General features: G+C 52.2%; 22 protein-coding genes. All 22 read left to right on the forward strand.

Annotated elements, in window-relative coordinates:
• The first annotated feature begins 112 nt into the window (after positions 1-112).
• Positions 113-283: a 50S ribosomal protein L32 gene (rpmF, locus tag NDK47_RS10815; RefSeq protein WP_081656575.1), complete on the forward strand. Its 171-nt coding sequence runs from the start codon at positions 113-115 to the stop codon at positions 281-283.
• A 156-nt stretch (positions 284-439) separates the two neighbouring features.
• Positions 440-1,024, forward strand: coding sequence for a transcription factor FapR (gene fapR, locus NDK47_RS10820; RefSeq protein ID WP_251876101.1), 585 nt, complete (start codon positions 440-442; stop codon positions 1,022-1,024).
• A 20-nt stretch (positions 1,025-1,044) separates the two neighbouring features.
• Positions 1,045-2,052 (forward strand): phosphate acyltransferase PlsX, encoded by a 1,008-nt coding sequence (gene plsX, locus NDK47_RS10825; protein ID WP_251874830.1) that lies wholly within the window; start codon positions 1,045-1,047, stop codon positions 2,050-2,052.
• A gap of 5 nt (positions 2,053-2,057) precedes the next feature.
• Complete coding sequence (locus NDK47_RS10830) at positions 2,058-3,077, forward strand: beta-ketoacyl-ACP synthase III (RefSeq protein WP_251876103.1); 1,020 nt, start codon at positions 2,058-2,060, stop codon at positions 3,075-3,077.
• Positions 3,077-4,027 carry an ACP S-malonyltransferase gene (gene fabD, locus NDK47_RS10835; RefSeq protein WP_251874831.1) on the forward strand — a complete coding sequence of 317 codons (951 nt, stop codon included), beginning with the start codon at positions 3,077-3,079 and terminating at the stop codon, positions 4,025-4,027. The genes NDK47_RS10830 and fabD overlap by 1 nt, the downstream gene beginning before the upstream one ends.
• Complete coding sequence (fabG, locus tag NDK47_RS10840; protein ID WP_251876105.1) at positions 4,021-4,761, forward strand: 3-oxoacyl-[acyl-carrier-protein] reductase; 741 nt, start codon at positions 4,021-4,023, stop codon at positions 4,759-4,761. Before fabD ends, fabG begins: the two co-directional genes overlap by 7 nt.
• Before the next feature lie 68 nt (positions 4,762-4,829).
• Complete coding sequence (gene acpP / locus NDK47_RS10845; RefSeq protein WP_251874832.1) at positions 4,830-5,063, forward strand: acyl carrier protein; 234 nt, start codon at positions 4,830-4,832, stop codon at positions 5,061-5,063.
• Positions 5,064-5,210: 147 nt separating this feature from the next.
• A complete protein-coding gene (fabF, locus tag NDK47_RS10850) occupies positions 5,211-6,452 on the forward strand; it encodes a beta-ketoacyl-ACP synthase II (protein WP_251874833.1) in 1,242 nt (413 codons plus the stop codon).
• Between the two features lie 39 nt (positions 6,453-6,491).
• Positions 6,492-7,193 (forward strand): ribonuclease III, encoded by a 702-nt coding sequence (gene rnc / locus NDK47_RS10855; RefSeq protein WP_251874834.1) that lies wholly within the window; start codon positions 6,492-6,494, stop codon positions 7,191-7,193.
• 186 nt (positions 7,194-7,379) lie between these two features.
• Positions 7,380-10,949 (forward strand): chromosome segregation protein SMC, encoded by a 3,570-nt coding sequence (gene smc / locus NDK47_RS10860; RefSeq protein WP_251874835.1) that lies wholly within the window; start codon positions 7,380-7,382, stop codon positions 10,947-10,949.
• Positions 10,950-11,018: 69 nt separating this feature from the next.
• Entirely contained in the window at positions 11,019-12,035 is a 1,017-nt protein-coding gene (gene ftsY, locus NDK47_RS10865; protein ID WP_251874836.1) for a signal recognition particle-docking protein FtsY, read from the forward strand.
• A 148-nt stretch (positions 12,036-12,183) separates the two neighbouring features.
• A complete protein-coding gene (locus NDK47_RS10870; protein WP_251874837.1) occupies positions 12,184-12,522 on the forward strand; it encodes a putative DNA-binding protein in 339 nt (112 codons plus the stop codon).
• A gap of 10 nt (positions 12,523-12,532) precedes the next feature.
• On the forward strand, positions 12,533-13,942 hold the full coding sequence (ffh, locus tag NDK47_RS10875; protein ID WP_251874838.1) for a signal recognition particle protein: 1,410 nt from the start codon (positions 12,533-12,535) through the stop codon (positions 13,940-13,942).
• Between the two features lie 109 nt (positions 13,943-14,051).
• Positions 14,052-14,324 carry a 30S ribosomal protein S16 gene (rpsP, locus tag NDK47_RS10880; protein ID WP_003386026.1) on the forward strand — a complete coding sequence of 91 codons (273 nt, stop codon included), beginning with the start codon at positions 14,052-14,054 and terminating at the stop codon, positions 14,322-14,324.
• A 23-nt stretch (positions 14,325-14,347) separates the two neighbouring features.
• Positions 14,348-14,575, forward strand: coding sequence for a KH domain-containing protein (locus NDK47_RS10885; protein ID WP_251874839.1), 228 nt, complete (start codon positions 14,348-14,350; stop codon positions 14,573-14,575).
• 101 nt (positions 14,576-14,676) lie between these two features.
• Positions 14,677-15,087 carry a YlqD family protein gene (locus tag NDK47_RS10890; protein WP_251874840.1) on the forward strand — a complete coding sequence of 137 codons (411 nt, stop codon included), beginning with the start codon at positions 14,677-14,679 and terminating at the stop codon, positions 15,085-15,087.
• Between the two features lie 66 nt (positions 15,088-15,153).
• A complete protein-coding gene (gene rimM, locus NDK47_RS10895; protein WP_251874841.1) occupies positions 15,154-15,672 on the forward strand; it encodes a ribosome maturation factor RimM in 519 nt (172 codons plus the stop codon).
• 13 nt (positions 15,673-15,685) lie between these two features.
• A complete protein-coding gene (gene trmD / locus NDK47_RS10900; protein WP_251874842.1) occupies positions 15,686-16,438 on the forward strand; it encodes a tRNA (guanosine(37)-N1)-methyltransferase TrmD in 753 nt (250 codons plus the stop codon).
• 150 nt (positions 16,439-16,588) lie between these two features.
• Entirely contained in the window at positions 16,589-16,936 is a 348-nt protein-coding gene (gene rplS, locus NDK47_RS10905; protein ID WP_251874843.1) for a 50S ribosomal protein L19, read from the forward strand.
• 115 nt (positions 16,937-17,051) lie between these two features.
• Positions 17,052-17,609, forward strand: coding sequence for a signal peptidase I (lepB, locus tag NDK47_RS10910; protein WP_251874844.1), 558 nt, complete (start codon positions 17,052-17,054; stop codon positions 17,607-17,609).
• Positions 17,610-17,658: 49 nt separating this feature from the next.
• Complete coding sequence (gene ylqF / locus NDK47_RS10915) at positions 17,659-18,549, forward strand: ribosome biogenesis GTPase YlqF (protein ID WP_251874845.1); 891 nt, start codon at positions 17,659-17,661, stop codon at positions 18,547-18,549.
• Positions 18,550-18,730: 181 nt separating this feature from the next.
• On the forward strand, positions 18,731-19,507 hold the full coding sequence (locus NDK47_RS10920) for a ribonuclease HII (RefSeq protein ID WP_305883384.1): 777 nt from the start codon (positions 18,731-18,733) through the stop codon (positions 19,505-19,507).
• Positions 19,508-19,541: the final 34 nt, after the last annotated feature.

Genomic DNA, 19,541 nt, shown 5'->3' on the forward strand with positions numbered 1-19,541 from the left:
AGATCTGTTCTGAATGTCCCATTTTTGAAGGATGGCAGAAAGCGTTTCGCCTATTCCATCCACCACAAATAGAGCTTCTTAGCATTTACCAGTTGAAGGAGGTGTAAGGAAGATGGCAGTACCTCAACGGAGAACTTCCAAAACCCGTAAAAGAATGCGTCGTACGCACTTCAAATTAGAGATTCCTGGCATGATCAAATGCGATAATTGTGGCGAATACAAGCTTGCGCATCGCGTTTGCCCGAGCTGCGGACACTACAAAGGTGTGAAAGTAGCGAAGTAAGAAGAGCAGGGTGAGAAATCACCTTGCTTTTTTATTTCTGGACGATTCAGGACCATGGTCGTCATTTTCAAGTGAGCGAGGATCTGTGCTTGTAATTGCGGAAATCCTCCCTTATACTTTATTGGTACCAGGTATTAAAAACAGATCGTAATGGGGGTGTTGATCATCGCCCGCTTACCCAAAAAAGATCGTCAGCAGCGGTTGGTGCAAAGCTTGCAGGAACACCCTTTTGCCACGGACGAGGATCTTGCTGATTTATTTCAGGTCAGTATCCAAACAATACGGTTAGACCGCTTGGAGCTCGGGATACCAGAGCTGCGCGAGCGCATCAAATCGGTAGCCGAAAAAAGCTTGGACCCTGTGAAATCACTGGGGATTGACGAAGTGATTGGCGAGGTTGTGGACCTGCAGTTGGACGCACAGGCGATTTCGGTTTTAGAAATCAAAGAAGAGCATGTCTTTGCCAAGACGCAGATTGCTCGTGGTCATTACATATTTGCACAGGCCAATTCACTGGCTGTAGCCGTTATAGACGCGGATGTCGCCCTCACAGCGACAGCCCGCATACGCTTTGTACGCCCGGTCAGGCTGGGTGAGAAGCTGGTAGCCAAAGCGGTAGTGCGCAGCCGCAGCGGTGATGAATGCAAGGTTCGTGTTGAAACAAAGGTACAAGGTGAGCTGGTCTTTACAGCGACTTTCCGAGTCGTTGGCATGTCCAGTGTCACGACATCAAACAGATGAGAGCACAAGGAGGAACACGGATGCGAATCGCATTAGATGCGATGGGTGGGGACAATGCTCCCAAGAGCACCGTATTGGGCGCATGGCATGCAGTCGAAGAAAATCCGTCGCTGACGGTGGTGCTTGTCGGCGATGAGGAAGCCATCCGGCGAGAACTGCCAGGGGAGCTTCACGCCCGTCTGGAAATACACCATGCGTCAGAAGTGATTGAGGCTGACGATGAGCCGGTGCGTACTGTTCGGAGGAAGAAAGATTCGTCTCTCGTCGTCGCCGTGCAATTGGCAAAAGAAGGCAAAGTGGATGCAGCGATTTCGGCGGGAAATACGGGGGCGCTCATGACGGCAGGCTTGTTATACTGCGGTCGTATGGAAGGAATCGAGCGACCAGCACTGGCGGCCTTTATTCCCAACATCAAAGGCAAGGTGACGCTGGCGCTGGACGTTGGAGCCAACATGGATGCCAAGCCGCAGCATCTCTATCAATACGCGGTTATGGGCAGTCTTTACGCAGAAAAAGTGCTCGGATTCAATCCGCCACGTGTGGGACTTCTGAACGTCGGTACTGAGGAAGGCAAGGGGAATGAGCTGTCGAAAGCCGTATACCCGATGCTGAGAGAAGCTGACCTTCACTTCGTCGGCAATGTGGAATCGCGTGACGTCATGCAGGGGGCCTGTGATGTGCTGGTATCAGACGGCTTCGTGGGAAATGTGCTTCTCAAATCGATGGAGGGCACGGCAGAGACGATTTTTTCTTTATTAAAGCAGGAGTTTACTTCCAGCCTTATAAATAAAGTAGGAGCGGCTATTCTAAAACCGGGTCTGGTCCGATTCCGCAATCGAATGGATTATGCGGAGTACGGAGGAGCACCGCTTTTGGGATTGCGGCGACCTGTGATCAAAGCCCATGGCTCTTCAGACGAGCGGGCGATTAAAAATGCGATTGTCAGCGGTGTCCGGTTTGTCTCACAAGACGTGAATGGCTTCATACAGGACGCTTTACAGAAAAATATGCCGGGAGAAAGTGAGTGAAACCGATGAAAGGAATGCGTTCCGTCGGGATTTTAGCAACTGGTTCCTATACGCCTGAGAAAGTGTTGTCCAACTTCGATCTGGAAAAAATGGTTGATACCTCGGACGAATGGATCGTCACCAGAACAGGGATTCGCGAGCGCCGCATCAGCGAACCGAATCAAGCTTCATCCGATTTGGCGCTGGAAGCAGCGAAAAAAGCATTGGCCAAAGCCAACATCAGTGCCGAACAGCTCGATATGATCATCGTAGGCACGGTTACCCCGGATACGATGTTTCCGTCTACAGCCTGCATCCTGCAGGAAAAACTGGGTGCGAAAAAAGCAGCGGCGCTCGACGTGTCCGCAGCGTGTACCGGGTTTTTATACGCGATCGCGACCGGAAGCCAATTCATTGCCAATGGCCTCTACCGCTATGTACTGGTAGTCGGTGTGGAGACATTGTCCAAAATCACGAACTACAAGGATCGCAACACCTGCGTGTTGTTCGGTGACGGAGCAGGTGCGGCTGTGCTGGGACCGGTCAAGGACGGCTTCGGCTTCCAGGCATTTGAGCTGGGTGCGGACGGTTCGGGAGGGGCGCTTCTGTCACAGCCGGCCGGCGGTTCCCGGATTCCGGCTTCAAGCGAATCGATTGCAAACGACCTCCATTACATTTCGATGGCGGGTGGAGAAGTATTCAAATTTGCAGTCCGCGTCATGAATTCGGCGACGGAGGCTGTGTTGGATAAATCCGGATTGACGAAAGAAGATATTGATTTGCTGGTGCCGCATCAGGCGAACAAGCGGATTATTGATTCGGCAGTTCAAAGGTTTGGCCTGTCTGAAGACAAGGTGGCAATCAACCTGCACCGCTATGGAAATATGTCCTCTGCATCGATCCCTGTCGCCCTGGATGAAGCGATCCAGGAAGGGCGTGTAAAAGAAGGGGATAACATCGTGCTGGTAGGCTTTGGCGGCGGACTTACTTGGGGCGCTTCCCTGCTGAAATGGTCGACGGAAGAAGCGGAAGGAGGAAACAAGTAATGGGTAAAATTGCTTTTGTTTTCCCTGGACAGGGCTCTCAGTTCGTCGGGATGGGCCAGGAGCTGGCCGAGCATTCAGCGGCAGCACGCCGCGTTTTTGAACAAGCGGATGAGGCGCTGGGATTTTCGCTCTCTGCGCTCTGCTTCACTGGTCCGGAAGAGGAGCTTCGTCTGACTGCTAATACACAGCCGGCCATTTTGACAGCGAGTGTGGCGGTCTTGGAGGCTCTGCGTGAAAAGCAGCCAGGTGTGCAAGCAGATTTCTACGCAGGTCACAGCTTGGGTGAGTATTCCGCGTTGGTAGCAGCCGGAGCTCTTTCCTTTACCGATGCGGTTCGCGCCGTACGTGCGCGTGGTCAATACATGGAGGAAGCGGTTCCGGCAGGGCAAGGTGCGATGGCAGCGGTCCTGGGCATGGAGCGCGATGCCTTGCATGCGGTTTGCGAAGAGGTGAGCGAAGCGGGCAATCCGGTTCAGCTGGCTAACATGAACTGCCCGGGACAGATTGTCATCTCCGGTTCTGCGGAGGGAGTGAAGCTGGCGGGGGAGAAAGCCAAGGCTTCCGGAGCCAAGCGGGTATTGCCCCTGAATGTAAGCGGTCCTTTCCACTCCAGTCTGATGCAGCCCGCCGCCGATAAACTGCAAGCTTTGCTGGCAGATGTAAGCGTTCAGGATGCGGCTGTGCCGGTGGTAGCAAACGTTTCGGCGCGACCTGTATCTAACGCCGGCACGATTGTGGACAGCCTGATTCAGCAGGTGGCTGCCCCTGTCCTGTGGGAAGATACCATTCAGTGGATGGTTGAAGAAGGCGTAACGACATTTGTGGAGATAGGTCCGGGCAAGGTGCTCTCCGGCTTGATCAAGAAAATTGCGCCTGCCGAGACGAAAATCATTTCCGTGCAGGATATGGATTCGCTGACGGAGCTGTTGAACGGAGGGATTTTATCATGACTGGAAAAACGGCACTGGTGACGGGAGCATCCCGGGGAATCGGGCGTGCCATCGCTTTGGCACTGGCTGAAGCAGGGGCCAATGTAGTGGTGAACTATTCCGGCAGTGAAGCAGCTGCTGCTGAGACCGTTGCCAAAGTGAAGGAACTGGGACGCGACGCCATTATGGTGCGGGCGAATGTATCCAACGCAGAAGAAGTAAATGAAATGTTTAAAACAGCGCTTGACCATTTTGGCAGCATCGACATTCTGGTCAACAATGCTGGAATTACGCGGGATAATCTGCTGATGCGGATGAAAGAAGAAGAGTGGGATGATGTCATCGCCATCAACCTGAAAGGCGTATTCAACTGCATCAAGGCGGCGACACGCCCGATGATGAAGCAGCGCTCCGGACGGATTATCAACATCACCTCCATCGTTGGCGTGATGGGCAACCCCGGTCAGGCGAACTACGTGGCTGCAAAAGCGGGTGTCATCGGCTTGACAAAGACGACAGCGCGGGAGCTGGCATCCCGTGGCATAACTGTGAATGCTGTTGCCCCTGGATTTATTGATACAGACATGACGGCAGCTCTGCCGGAAGAGGTAAAATCTTCGATGATGGGACAAATCCCGCTGGGCCGTTTTGGGCAGGCTGAAGATATCGCCCGCGTCGTGCTGTTCCTGGCATCAGATGCTGCTGGCTACATGACCGGACAAACGCTCCATGTTGACGGCGGTATGTATATGTAAGTAAGAAGAGCCTGCTAGTTTTTCATAGGCTCATCTACTATAATTACGGGGAGAGGGGGTGAAGCAAAATGGCAGATACATTCGATCGTGTGAAAAAAATCATCATTGACCGTCTGGGTGTAGATGAGTCCAAAATCACTTTGGAGGCTTCTTTCAAAGAAGATCTGGGTGCTGATTCCCTGGATGTAGTCGAACTCGTTATGGAACTGGAAGACGAATTCGACCTGGAAATCTCTGATGAAGACGCTGAAAAGATTACTACTGTTGGTGAAGTCGTTTCTTACATAGAAGCTAACAAGTAGTTTCCTTCAGTGGAAGTCCCGTTGATGCGGGACTTCCCCCTTCCTTCATGGGAAGAGAATCGAAGTACGCACGGGCTTATTCAGATGAGAAGATAACAAGGATAACAAGGAAGCGTTTGGCTGACTTTACTATAGAGGTGATAGGTTATGAAACGAAGAGTGGTGATTACCGGAGTTGGCGTTGTTTCGCCGATCGGTAATGATGCAACGACATTCTGGAAAAACCTTTTGGAAGGAAAGTCGGGCATTTCCCGCATCACATCCTTTGATGTCTCGGATTACCCCACCCAAATTGCTGGGGAAGTCAAGGATTTCGATCCAGAAGCGTACATGGATAAGAAAGAGATTCGACGTACAGACCGATTCGTTCAGTTTGGATTGGCTGCTGCCAAAATGGCGGTAGAAGACGCCAAGCTGGAGATTACAGCGGAAAATGCGGAACGTGTTGGTGTATACATCGGATCAGGGATCGGCGGACTCAGCACGTGGGAAGAGCAGCATCGGACTCTGTTGGAAAAAGGACCACGCCGTGTCAGCCCGTTTTTTATTCCCATGTTGATCGCCAATATGGCGTCCGGTGCCGTGTCGATTCAGTACGGTGCAAAAGGGCCGACATCCAGTGCCATCACAGCATGCGCTACCGGTACCAACGCCATTGGCGATGCCTTCCGTCTGATTCAGCACGATCATGCTGACGTCATGATTACCGGCGGAGCCGAGGCCACCGTCCGTCCGATGGCTTTTGCGGGCTTTTGCTCGGCAAAAGCCATGTCGACGCGCAACGATGAGCCTGAAAAGGCAAGCCGTCCGTTTGACAAAGATCGCGATGGTTTCGTCATGGGTGAAGGGGCAGGCGTATTGATCCTGGAAGAACTGGAGCATGCGAAAAAACGCGGTGCGACGATTCTGGCCGAGGTGATCGGTTACGGCATGAGCGCAGATGCGCATCATATTACGGCACCGTCGCCAGGCGGTGAAGGCGCAGCCCGCTGCATGAGAAATGCTATTCGGGATGCGGGTATCGATCCATCAGAAGTGGCGTACATTAATGCACACGGAACCTCTACGGATCAGGGAGATATCGCCGAAACCATGGCGATCAAGGAAGTGTTTGGCGAGCATGCCTACAAACTGGCCGTCAGTTCGACCAAATCGATGACGGGGCATCTGCTCGGGGCAACTGGCGGTGTAGAAGCAATCGCCACGGCTTTTGCTCTTCGCGATCAGATTTTGCCGCCGACGATTAACCTGGAGAATCCTGATCCAGAGTGTGATCTTGATTATGTACCGAATGTAGCACGCAAAGCGGATGTGAATGTGGCTGTTTCCAATACATTTGGATTTGGCGGACACAACGCGACCATTATTTTAAAGCGTTACGAAGCATAAATGGTTCCTGCTCAGAGAAAGAGTAGGAAGTCTTCGGGGATGGTGGTGAGGGTGATGAATTTTGCCGAGCTGCAAGAAACCATCGGAATCCGGTTTCGAGATGAGAGTGTATTGCGGCAAGCGTTCACCCATTCTTCCTACGTCAACGAGCAACGCGGCAAGCGAATTCAAGACAACGAACGGCTGGAGTTTCTCGGCGATGCCGTTCTGGAGCTTACCGTTTCCCAGTTTCTCTACAAGACTTTTCCCAAGATGAGTGAGGGCGAGATGACCAAGCTTCGCGCAGCGATTGTCTGCGAACCGTCTCTTGTCAAGTTTGCGGAGCTGCTTCGCTTCGGTGAACTCGTCCTGTTGGGAAAAGGGGAAGAATTGACGGGTGGCAGGCAGCGGCCTGCTCTGTTGGCAGACGTGTTTGAGGCATTTATCGGCGCATTGTACCTGGACCAGGGCCTGGATGCCGTTTTTACCTTTATGGAGAAATACGTGTATCCACGCGTGGACAAAGGGGAGTTCACGCATCTGACCGATTTTAAAAGTCAGTTGCAGGAATTTGTTCAGCAGGACAATCTCGGCGAAATCAATTACCGTATTCTGGAAGAACGCGGCCCTGCGCACAACCGTGAGTTTGTCTCCGAGGTGCTGTTAAACCATCGCTCATTGGGTGTGGGGACAGGCCGTTCCAAGAAAGAAGCGGAGCAACAGGCGGCAGCGCGCGCGCTGATTAAGCTGGGAGCGAAATAAATGGCGAAAGCCCGGACTTCATTCATTGGAGCCCGGGCTTTTGTTATTCTTCGAGGTCAGACCCCATCACAAGCACTTCGCCAAAAGCCGGAGGTTATGATAAAATAGTGCCTAGTTGCAAGGGAATGCTAGTGATTTTGTTTGCTCCTGATCGGTCAGGAGCTTTTATGTGGGAGGACCGCTCGTATGTATTTGAAACGGCTGGAACTGGTAGGCTTCAAATCGTTTGCAGACCGGACTGAATTGGAATTCGTCCCCGGCGTAACCGCCGTTGTGGGACCAAACGGGAGCGGGAAAAGCAACGTCTCTGACTCGATCCGCTGGGTACTCGGTGAGCAGAGTGCCAAGTCGCTGCGCGGGGCCAAGATGGAGGATATCATCTTCGCAGGGAGCGACTCGCGGAAGCCAGTCAATTTTGCAGAAGTGACATTAACGCTGGACAACACCGACAGGTCGCTGGACATGGAGTATTCGGAGGTATCGGTAACTCGCCGCGTCTATCGGTCTGGTGACAGTGAATATTACATAAACAAACGGGCGTGCAGGCTGAAGGATATCATGGAGCTGTTCATGGATACGGGATTGGGCAAGGAAGCCTACTCCATCATCGGCCAAGGGAAGATCGAAGAAATCCTCAGCACGAAATCCGAGGATCGCCGGGGGATCTTTGAAGAGGCCGCCGGGATTGTGAAATACAAAACGAGGAAGCGGGAAGCGGAGAAAAAGCTGGATGAGACGGAACAAAATCTCGTTCGGATTCATGATATTGTCAGCGAAATCAATGAACAAATCGGCCCGCTGCAAGAACAGGCAGCAACGGCGCGCACCTATAAAGAACTGCATGCGACGCTTGTCGAACATGAGATTTCCCTCTACGTCCAGCAGATTGAAGCTGCTCACGCCAAATGGGAGGAAGCGGGCAGGCGCGCCCAGGAGCTGCAGGAAGAACTGGCAGCTCAATCCGCACAGGCATCAGGGCGTGAAGCTGATTTGGAGAAAGCCAAATTTCACGTCAGCCAGATTGACGAATCCATCGAAGAATTGCAGCAGGTCCTTTTGACTGTCAGTGAAGAAACAGAGAAGGTAGAAGGACAGCGGGAGGTATTGAAAGAAAGGCTTCGCAACCTCACCGCCAATCGCCAGCAAACGATGGAACAGCTTCACCGCATCACGGAAAAGCAGCATGCCGTCGAAACAGAACTGCAAGAGGAAAAACAGCGCACAGAGGAGACCGGAAAACGACTGGCAGATGCCCAAAAGTCACTGCGTGAAGCTGAAAATCAGTTTTACGCCATGGTTCAGTCACTCACGGATGACGTCGAGCGATTGAAAGGCGACTATTTTGAAAAGGTGAATCAGCTTGCAAATTTGCGCAATGACATCCGTCATCAGCAGCAACTCTTGCAAACAGGAAACGCCCGGGCTGATAGACTGACAGCCGAAAAAGAGCGGCTGGACGGCGAAGAAGCAAGCAGGGTCGGAAAAATAGAGGGCTTGAAGCAACAGCTTCAGGAGATCGAAGAATCCATCCAAGAAACACTGAGCCGTTATAAAGAGTCGATGGATCGGATACGGGAGGGACAAGCCCGTTTGGAAACCGCACGCCGCGAACTGAGACAGGGCGAACAGCGGAAAGAAGCGATCCGCTCCCGTCTGGATTTGTTAAAGGAAATGCAGGCTGACTTTGCCGGCTTCCAACAGGGCGTTAAGGAAATATTAAAGGCTCGTGAGCGCGGCTTCCAGGGTATCCACGGTGCCGTTGCCGAGCTTGTTACCGTTCCGGAAAAGTACGAGACTGCGATCGAAGTGGCGCTTGGCGGGGCGCTGCAAAATGTCGTGGTAGAAAATGAAGCAGCGGGCCGCTCAGCGATCGGTTATCTGAAGCAAAACAACGCAGGCCGGGCTACCTTTCTGCCGCTGGATGTCATCCGTCCTCGCAGCCTTCAAGCAGAGGACAAACGAACGCTCTCCAAAGAAGCGGGAGTGGTCGGCATCGCCAGTGAACTGGTTACCTTTCAGGATGCCTATCGTTCGGTCGTAGAATCCATGCTTGGCAATGTGATCGTAACAGAGAAACTGGACCAAGCGAACCGGGTGGCAAGAGCAATGGGCTATCGCTATCGCGTCGTCACCCTGGAAGGTGATATCGTCAATGCCGGCGGCTCCATGACCGGGGGTGCCCTGAAAAAAAACTCGACCAATCTCTTGGGAAGAAACCGGCAAGCAGAAGAACTGGAAGCACAGATGCAGGAGATCGAGCAGGGAATTATTGGGCATACTGAGCAAGTAGAAGAACTGACGAAGCAGCTCCAATCGATCGAGCAGCAGCAAGAGAAGCTAAGAAGTGAGGGAGAAAGCCTCAGGCTCAAAGAACAGGAAGTGAAGGTCCTGCTCCAGCAGACAGAAGGAGAAGGGCGAAACCTCTCTGATCGCTTGTTTGTTGTGGATCAGGATATCGCCGGTTACCAGCGGGAGATGGAAGAATCTCGCCGGAAGCTGGACGAGCTGGAAGCAGCCCTCGCGAAAATGACAGAAGAAGAAAAACAGCTCTCCGAGCAAATTGCCGAAGCGGAAGCCAAACGTCAGGAGCAACTGGAGTCCAAGGAAGAGATGAATCAGCGGATCACAAGCCTCAAGGTCCTTGACGCCCAGGTCAAACAGGAATACCAGTCCCGCGTGGAGCAAGTGGAACGGCTGGAGGAGCAGCGCCGGACCCTGCAACGAGAGTGGGAGGAATTAAATCAAACTTTGGCTTCCTATGATGAACTGGAGGCAACCAACGAAACCAGCAGCAGCGAGCTGGACCAGAAAATCTCCGAATTGCGGCAGGACAAGGATCGCGTCGCCGGGTTGATCCAGGATCGCAGGGGCGAGAGAGCTACGCTGTATCAGCGTCAGGAGCAGGTAGAGCTGGAAGTGAAGGAGATTCGCAAACGGCTCAAGTCCCTGGAAGAAGCGCTGCATCAGGAAGAGGTGAAAGTAAACCGCTTTGATGTGGAACTGGATCATCTGTTGAACAAACTCTCCGAAGAATACGAACTGAGCTATGATCTGGCCAAACAGAAGTATCCGCCGAAGGGCGAGATGGCAAGTGAACAGCAGATCGTCAACCGTTTGCGAAAAGAGATTGCCGCGCTGGGCACAGTCAACCTTGGAGCGATTGAGGAATACGAACGCTTGTCTGAGCGGCAGCAATTCCTCAGCACACAGGAAGAGGACCTGAATGAAGCGAAGGCGATGCTGTACCAGGTGATTTCCGAGATGGATCAGGAGATGTCTCGTCGCTTTAAAGAGACCTTCGATGCAATCTCTGAACAGTTCCGGGATGTGTTCGTGCAGTTGTTTGGCGGCGGTCGGGCAGATCTGATCCTGTCCAATCCGGAGAATCTGCTGGAGACGGGGATCGATATCGTCGCCCAGCCGCCGGGTAAAAAGCTGCAAAATCTCGCGCTCCTGTCCGGGGGCGAACGGGCATTGACCGCCATGGCTCTCCTGTTTGCCATCCTCAAAGTGAAGCCGGTTCCCTTTTGTGTGCTGGATGAGGTTGAAGCGGCGCTGGATGAGGCCAATGTAACCCGTTTTGCCGAGTACATGCACCATTTCAGCGGCCAGACACAATTTATCTGTGTAACCCACCGCAAAGGAACAATGGAAAGCGCAGATGTGCTCTACGGCGTTACGATGCAAGAAGGCGGCGTCTCCAAGATCGTCTCCGTAAAGCTGGAAGATACACGCAAATTCATTGAGTCCGCATAAGGGGTCGCAGCGAAAAATCGGAAATAGCTTCAAGGCTCTTATCGAATTGACGAGAAAAGGAAGATGAAGATGAGCTTTTTTAAACGCTTGCGGGATACCATCGTACAAAAATCAGAGGCGGTTACCCAGAAATTCACAGACGGCCTCGCGAAAACCAGGGATCTGCTGGTCGAAAAAGTGGAGGATCTCGTGCGCCGCTACAAAAAAATAGATGAGAATTTCTTCGAGGAACTGGAGGAGATTCTGATCACCGCGGACGTCGGCGTCAATACCGTGATGGAACTGATTGACGAGCTTCGCAGTGAGGTGCGCAAGCAAAAAATCGAAAACGCCATGGATTTGCAGCCGATTTTGTCAGAAAAGCTGGTGGCGCTGTTGAAAAACGATGAAGCGATGGATTCGCGCTTGCAAATCGAAGAGGGGCGCTTGAATGTCATTCTCTTTGTTGGTGTAAATGGCGTTGGCAAGACGACCACGATCGGAAAAATGGCGCATATGTTTAAACAGCAGGGAAAAAAAGTGCTGCTTGCTGCCGGTGACACATTCCGTGCCGCCGCCATCGAACAGCTGGAGGTATGGGGCGAGCGAGTCGGCGTCGAAGTGATCAAGCATCAGCAGGGCGCTGATCCGGCTGCTGTGATCTACGATGCCGCGCAGGCCGCAAAATCACGCGGGGTTGATGTTCTCCTGTGCGATACGGCAGGGCGCCTGCAAAACAAAGTGAATCTGATGGAGGAGCTGAGCAAGGTGCACCGCGTTCTGCAGCGCGAGCTTCCAGGTGCTCCCCATGAAGTGCTGCTGGTACTGGACGCGACGACAGGACAAAACGCGCTGTCTCAGGCCAAAACCTTCGGGCAATCGGCGGGAGTGACGGGCATCGTGCTGACGAAGCTGGACGGGACGGCAAAGGGCGGGATCGTGATTGCGATCCGCAATGAATTGAACATTCCCGTTAAATACGTGGGCTTGGGCGAGCGGATGGATGATCTTCAGCCATTTGATCCCGAACAATTTGTGCATGCCTTGTTCGCGGGCTTGATTGCCCAAGAGGTCGCGGCAGAGGAAGAGGAAGCAGCGAAGGAATAGCGGTTTTTAGCCGCGAAACCACCTGCGAAAAACTTGTCAATAAAAAACCTTGACAGCACATGGAGAATTGGGTACTATAAGTATCGTGCTGTAAAGGAAAAGTTCTTTACAGCGGGATTCGAGTACCTCTCAGCAAAGGGTTGGTTCCATGCTCGAAAAAACCAATCAAGTGAATCTCTTGTTCGACTTTTACGCGCCGCTTCTCAAAGGCAAGCAGCGCGAATATCTGGAGCTGTATTATCTGGATGATTTGTCGCTTGGAGAAATTGCCGAAATGCATGAAGTGAGCAGACAGGCCGTGTATGACCACGTCAAGCGGGCTGAAAAGCAGCTCTTCGAATACGAAGACAAACTCCGCTTGTCCGTCCGGCATGAACAGCGTCAGGAATTGCTTGCCCGCATGCAGCAAACGGTAGAAGGGCTCGCAGATGGTAAGGCGAGAGAGGACTTGATCACTTTGCTCCACCAACTGTCAGAGATGGATTAGGAGGGCTCGTATGGCGTTTGAAAGCTTAGCCAGCCGGCTGCAAGGCGCATTTGATAAATTGCGCGGCAGAGGCAAGATCGACGAGACCATCGTCAACGAGGCGATGCGCGAAGTTCGTCTGGCCCTGCTGGAAGCTGACGTCAATTTTAAAGTTGTAAAAGAATTTATCGCTCGTGTGAAAGAGCGGGCAGTAGGGCAAGACGTTATGAAAAGCCTTACTCCCGGTCAGATGGTCATCAAGATCGTCAACGAAGAGCTGATTGAATTGATGGGCGGAAATGTCGCCCAGTTGGCCGCAGCCCACAGGCCGCCTACCGTCATCATGATGGCGGGTCTGCAAGGGGCCGGTAAGACAACGACCACCGGTAAGCTGGCCAAGTATCTGCAAAAACAAAATCGCAAACCGCTCTTGGTAGCAGCAGACATTTATCGTCCTGCCGCCATCAAGCAGTTGCAGGTTTTGGGCGAGCAGTTAAACGTACCCGTGTTCTCACTGGGCGATCAGGTAAGCCCGGTTGAGATTGCCAAACAGGCGATCCAGCATGCCAAAGAGAATCACCTCGATTATGTGCTGATCGATACGGCGGGCCGTCTGCATATTGACGAAGCTCTGATGGAAGAGCTGAAGCAAGTGCGCGAGGTAGCCAAGCCGGACGAGATCCTGCTCGTCGTCGATGCCATGACAGGTCAAGACGCTGTCAACGTGGCAGAGAGCTTCAACAGTCAATTGGAGCTGACGGGTGTGGTCCTGACCAAGCTGGACGGCGATACACGCGGTGGTGCAGCCTTGTCCGTAAAAGCCGTGACAGGCAAGCCGATCAAGTTCGCTGCCATGGGTGAAAAGCTGGATGCTTTGGAACCTTTCCATCCCGATCGCATGGCCTCCCGGATTCTCGGGATGGGCGATGTGCTCAGCCTCATCGAAAAGGCACAGGAAGCCGTCGATGAAGAGAAGGCGCGGGAAATGGAACGGCAAATGCGTCAAGGGGATTTCACTTTCGAGATGTTCCTGGATGCGATGCAGCAGATGCGCAACCTGGGACCGTTCGAAGACATCCTCGGCATGATGCCTGGCATGAACAAGATGAAGGGCGCTGTCAAAGTTGATGAAAAACAGATTGCCCGCGTCGAGGCGATCGCCAAATCGATGACCAAAGCGGAACGGGCCAATCCCGAGCTGCTCAATGCCAGCCGGCGCAAGCGCATTGCGGCAGGCAGCGGTACAACGATTCAGGAAGTAAACCGATTCATCAAGCAGTTTGACGAAATGAAAAAAATGATGAAGCAGTTTACCGGCGTCGCTGACAAGATGAAAAAGAAGGCCAAGAAAAAAGGCGGCTTCAATCTTCCGTTCTTGGGTAAAGGCGGCAATCAGGGAGGCAACAACTTCCCGTTCAACTTCAAACCGCCATTTAAATGATTGATGGGATGATCTCTTCGCACTTGAGCTTCGGCAAAAGCGCGATGGTTCAGATATAGCTTTGCCAACGTGATAACAATTGCGTTGATCCATATAGGAGGTGAACAACATGGCAGTTAAAATCCGTCTGAAGCGTATGGGTTCCAAAAAAGCTCCGTTCTACCGTGTAGTCGTTGCTGACTCCCGTTCTCCACGTGATGGCCGTTTCATCGAGGAAATCGGTTACTACAACCCGGTTGCTCAACCGGCTGTTGTTAACATTGACACTGAGAAAGCGGTACAATGGATTCTGAATGGTGCAGCTCCGACTGATACCGTTCGCAACCTGCTCTCCAAAGCAGGCGTTATGGCAAAAGTACACGAAACGAAATACGGCAAATAAGCCGTTCATCTGGAGGTCTGATGATGAAAGCACTGGTCGAAACGATCGCAAAGGCTCTCGTCGATCATCCGAATGAAGTTCGTGTGAATGCTGTGGACAAAGAGCGCATTCTCGTCTACGAACTGTCGGTGCATCCCGAGGATATGGGGAAAATCATCGGCAAGCAGGGACGAATCGCGAAAGCGCTGCGCACAGTTGTGATCGCAGCATCTGTACAATCAGACAAGCGGGTCACAGTTGAGATTGTCTAGGAAAGGCTGGGAGGTGTCCCAGTCTTTTTTTCTACGTTCCCAAGGGAAATCTCGTCGATCAGGCAAGACCGTCAATGACTAGGGCGGGAGGAATGCTTCAGATGCTTACGATTCTGCGGACAGTCCAGGTGAAAATCATTCTGACGGAAGCAGCTCGCTCCGCCATGATGGAAAAATACGAGAGAGAGCTTCGCCAACAAGAGGACGAACGGGAGCAGTGGGAATTTCAAGCGAAAAAGCTGCTCGCAGACGCCCGCAAACGCTCTGCTGATTTGTTTCAGCAAATGCAGGAAAGACTTTCTGTAGAAGAGAGAAAACGGCTGGAAAAGCAGGGGAATTTGCAGTTTCAGAAAAGGCAGCTGGAAAATCTGCCGCTGGGTGCGGAGATTGATTACATGACCGTTCAAAGCCCTGTCCAGATCCAGGTAGGCGATGTTTGGGAAGAGAAGATGGCGGGTACGGTAATCGTGATAAAAGATGGGGTTATCCATGAAATACGCGGCGGCTCGTGAGTAGAGCGGAGCAGACCGTTTGAGTCTGACGATCTGTGCAAATGGGTGAAGGAAAGGAGGCAAAAGATGCCGGAAAAGCGTTATTACAATGTAGGAAAATTGGTAAATACGCAAGGGCTTCGTGGTGAAGTAAGAGTGATCTCAACGACTGATTTTCCCGATGAACGGTTTGAAAAGGGAAAGGAATTGTATTTGTTTCACCCCACCCTGGCCCAGCCATTGCTGTTGAAGGTGGCGACCCGCAGGCAGCAAAAGGATTTCGAGATTCTCAGCTTTGAAGGTTATTCCTCAATTAACGATGTGGAAAAATACAAAGGCGGCGAGTTGAAAATCTCGGAAGACGAGCTGCTCGAGCTGGAAGAAGATGAATTTTACATACACCAGTTGGTGGGATGCGAGGTCGTGACGGATACGGGCGAAGAGCTGGGCAAAATCGTAGACGTCCTGCAGCCGGGTGCCAATGATGTCTGGGTGGTAAAAGGAAAGCGCGGAGAAATCCTGCTGCCCTATATTGATGACTGCATCAAAGAAGTGGACATCGCTGGCAAGCGCGTGGTCTGCCATTTGATGGAAGGCCTGCTGTAGAGGAGGAGTAGCGTTGCGGATTGACATTTTGACACTCTTTCCGGAAATGTTTGAGGGCGTTCTCGGAAGCAGCATTCTCGGCAAAGCCAGCGAACGGGGAATCGTAGAGTACAACGTGACAAACTTCAGGGATTACTCCGAGAGCAAGCATGGCACCGTAGATGATACGCCCTATGGCGGAGGAGGGGGAATGGTGCTAAAACCGGAGCCGCTCTTTCGTGCGGTGGAGGCAGTTACCACGGATGCCAAGCCTCGGGTGATTCTCATGTGTCCGCAGGGGAAGCCCTATCAGCAAAAGCTGGCGGAGGAGCTGGCCCAGGAGGAGCATCTGGTTTTTATCTGCGGGCATTATGAAGGCTATGACGAGCGGATTCGCGAGCACTTGGTGACCGATGAGATCTCGATCGGCGACTATGTGCTGACGGGGGGCGAGCTGGCTGCGATGGTGGTCATCGACAGCATTGTGCGCCTTCAGCCAGGTGCACTTGGCAATCAAATTTCAGCTGTCGAGGACTCTTTCTCCACAGGTTTGCTGGAGCATCCGCATTATACGCGCCCGGCGGAGTTTCGCGGCTGGAAGGTGCCGGATATCCTGTTGTCAGGCCATCACGCAAACATCGTACGCTGGCGGCTGAAAGAATCCTTGCGGAGAACCAAAGCGCGCAGACCAGAGCTGTTGGAACAGCTTGAAATGAACGAGGACATGAAAAAATTGCTGCTGGAATTAGAGCAAGAGGAAAAAAATTCAGGCTTGTCATCGGAATAGACCTTGTCGTTTAGATGCGGGTATGTTATTATACTTCTTGTGGCAATTTTGCCCGCTGACTAAGGCGGTCCGCTACTCGTACACCGGTTGCATGCCGGCGTTGTTTTCTGAGGCGAGTAAGAACGTCTGATGGGAAGGAGGGAATAGAGGATGAACCAAGTTATTCGTGAGTTGGAAAAAGAGCAATTGAAACAGGACATTCCTGCTTTCCGACCTGGTGACACTGTTCGTGTTCACGTTAAGGTTATCGAGGGTCAGCGCGAACGTATTCAGTTGTTTGAAGGCGTTGTGATCCGTCGTCGCGGTTCAGGCGTTAGCGAAACATTTACCGTTCGTAAGATTTCTTACGGTGTAGGTGTGGAGCGTACGTTCCCCGTGCATACTCCAAAAATCGACAAGATTGAGGTTGTGCGCCACGGTAAAGTTCGCCGTGCGAAGCTGTACTACCTGCGCGACCGTGTTGGTAAGGCGGCCCGTATCAAAGAAATCCGTCGATAATAGCAAGTATTCGATACAAGGGGTCTGGCCTGCTAGCCGGGCCCCTTTTTCCATTACAAAAGGAATGGACAAACCCCATTTCGGGGAAGATACCGGCAGAAGTGGAGGGATCAGGATGAGCGAAGAAGTCGCCTCCAGCCGAACCAAAAATGAGGCATGGGAATGGCTTAAGGCACTGGGGATAGCAATCGTATTTGCTTTTTTAATCCGTACCTTTTTGTTTGCTCCGTTTATTGTTGACGGGGATTCCATGCAGTTCACCTTACATGACCGAGAAAAATTGGTGGTCAATAAAGCGATCTACTATATGACCCAGCCAAAGCCCGGAGATATCGTCGTGTTTCATGCAGAGGCAAAACGCGATTATATCAAACGAGTGATCGCGGTGGCGGGAGATACAGTAGAAGTGAAAAATGACCAGTTACTGATAAACGGAAAAGTAGTAGAGGAGCCCTACCTGGAGCCGAAGCGGAAAGAAGCCGAGGCGGCAGGTGTTCCCCTGACAGAGGACTTTGGTCCGGTGCATGTCGGTGTGGGACAGGTCTTTGTCATGGGAGACAATCGTCGAGACAGCCATGACAGCCGTGCGATCGGTCCGGTGGATATCAGCCTGGTAGTTGGCCGCTCCGAATTTGTATTCTGGCCGCTTGCGGAAATTCGGATTACCCGTTAAACCGGTGCAGCGAATGACGTATACAGAGAAGAGAGGCAGGTGAGACGTCATGACGATTCAGTGGTTTCCCGGGCATATGGCGAAGGCGCGAAGGCAAGTAACGGAAAAGCTGAAGCAGATTGACGTGGTGATCGAGCTGCTAGATTCGCGGCTGCCTTTATCCAGCCGTAATCCCATGATTGACGAGATCGTCAGTGAAAAGCCAAGACTGCTTTTGCTGAACAAAGCAGATTTGGCCGACGAGAAAGTGACGGAAGAGTGGGTTCGCTATTTCCGTGAACAAAATTTGCGTACACTCCCGATTGACGCGCTGAGCGGCAAAGGGGTAAACAAATTGCCTGAAGTATGCAAAGAACTGGCTGCGGACATGCTGGCCAAACGTACAGAGCGAGGGATGCAGGCACGTGCGATCCGGATCATGATTCTCGGCATACCAAACGTCGGGAAATCCTCCCTGATCAATCGGTTGGCGAAGCGTGCTGTTGCCCAGACAGGTGACCGACCAGCCGTGACCAAAGCCCAGCAATGGGTAAAAATGGGCGATACATTGGAACTGTTGGATACACCGGGAATTTTGTGGCCCAAATTTGAGGATCAAATGGTAGGGCTGCGCCTGGCTGCAAGCGGCGCGATTAAAGATGAGTTGATTGATTTTACAGAGGTGGCGCTCTTCGCGATTACCTACATGATGCATTACTATCCCGAGCGGCTGATCGAGCGTTTCAAACTGAAGGAGCTTCCGGCAGATCGTGTAGAAATGCTGGAGTCTATCGGCAAAAAACGGGGCTGTCTGATAGCTGGCGGGGAGATCGATTACGACAAGGCAGCCGAGCTGTTTTTGCGTGAGCTCCGCTCAGGAAAGCTGGGGACAGTGACCTTGGAGCGTCCTGTCGATTGGCAGATGGAAGAACCGATTGGCAAACCGATCGCTTTCTCCTAAAAGAATGCTGACGAATCAAGATTCACCTGTCTATCCCCTGGTAGGCAGGTTTTTTCGTATGTATCAATAAAGCTTGCCTGGGACACCGTCATTTGTTTTCTAGTATAATGAATTCATTACATAGTCGGAGGCTTCAAAAACAACTGCTTATTTTGAATCGCTCCAGTAAGGTGTGGAATCAATGAATTTGGCAGAAATGTCGATAAAAGAAATACGGGATCAGATAGAAAAAATGGACGAGGTGTCCAAAGATTTTCTACAATGGTTGCACGAAGATAAACGCAAAGGTGTTAATGAGCTTGCTAGACAGGTTGAGCAAGCGCAGGAAAGAAAAGCGAAGCTGGCCAGACAGTGGGAAGAGATGACCACGTTTGAACGGGCGCTGCGTGCAGAGGGTTATATCCACCTGCTCGGAATTGACGAAGTGGGACGGGGACCGCTGGCTGGCCCTGTCGTTGCAGCTGCAGTCAGTCTGCCTGCTGACTTTTACCTGCCCGGACTGAATGATTCGAAAAAACTGCCGGCCGCAACCAGGGAGGCCTTCTGCGAAGTGATCAAATCGCAGGCTCTTGCTGTGGGTGTCGGGATCGTATCGGCTGATCGAATAGACGAGATCAATATTCTGGAGGCGACAAAAGAGGCGATGAAGCTGGCGATCAAGCAAGCGGGCATCATCCCGGACGCTTGCCTGATCGATGCTGTTCAGTTGAAGGATTTGCCTTATAAACAGCTTCCGATAATCGGCGGAGATGGAAAAAGCGTATCGATCGCGGCGGCTTCGGTTGTCGCCAAAGTGACCCGCGACAAAATGATGAGTGAATACGCAAAAGAGTACCCGCAATACAGCTTCGAAAAAAATGCAGGATATGGTACAGCGGAACATCTGTCGGCTCTTGAGCGCTACGGAATGACCCCGATCCATCGGAGGTCTTTTACCGGGGTGAAGGCGCAGGCCTGACGAGAGGGTTCCGGGCATTGACAGGGAGGCTATG

Origin of the sequence: Brevibacillus ruminantium (assembly GCF_023746555.1) — a bacterium.
Taxonomy (GTDB): domain Bacteria; phylum Bacillota; class Bacilli; order Brevibacillales; family Brevibacillaceae; genus Brevibacillus; species Brevibacillus ruminantium.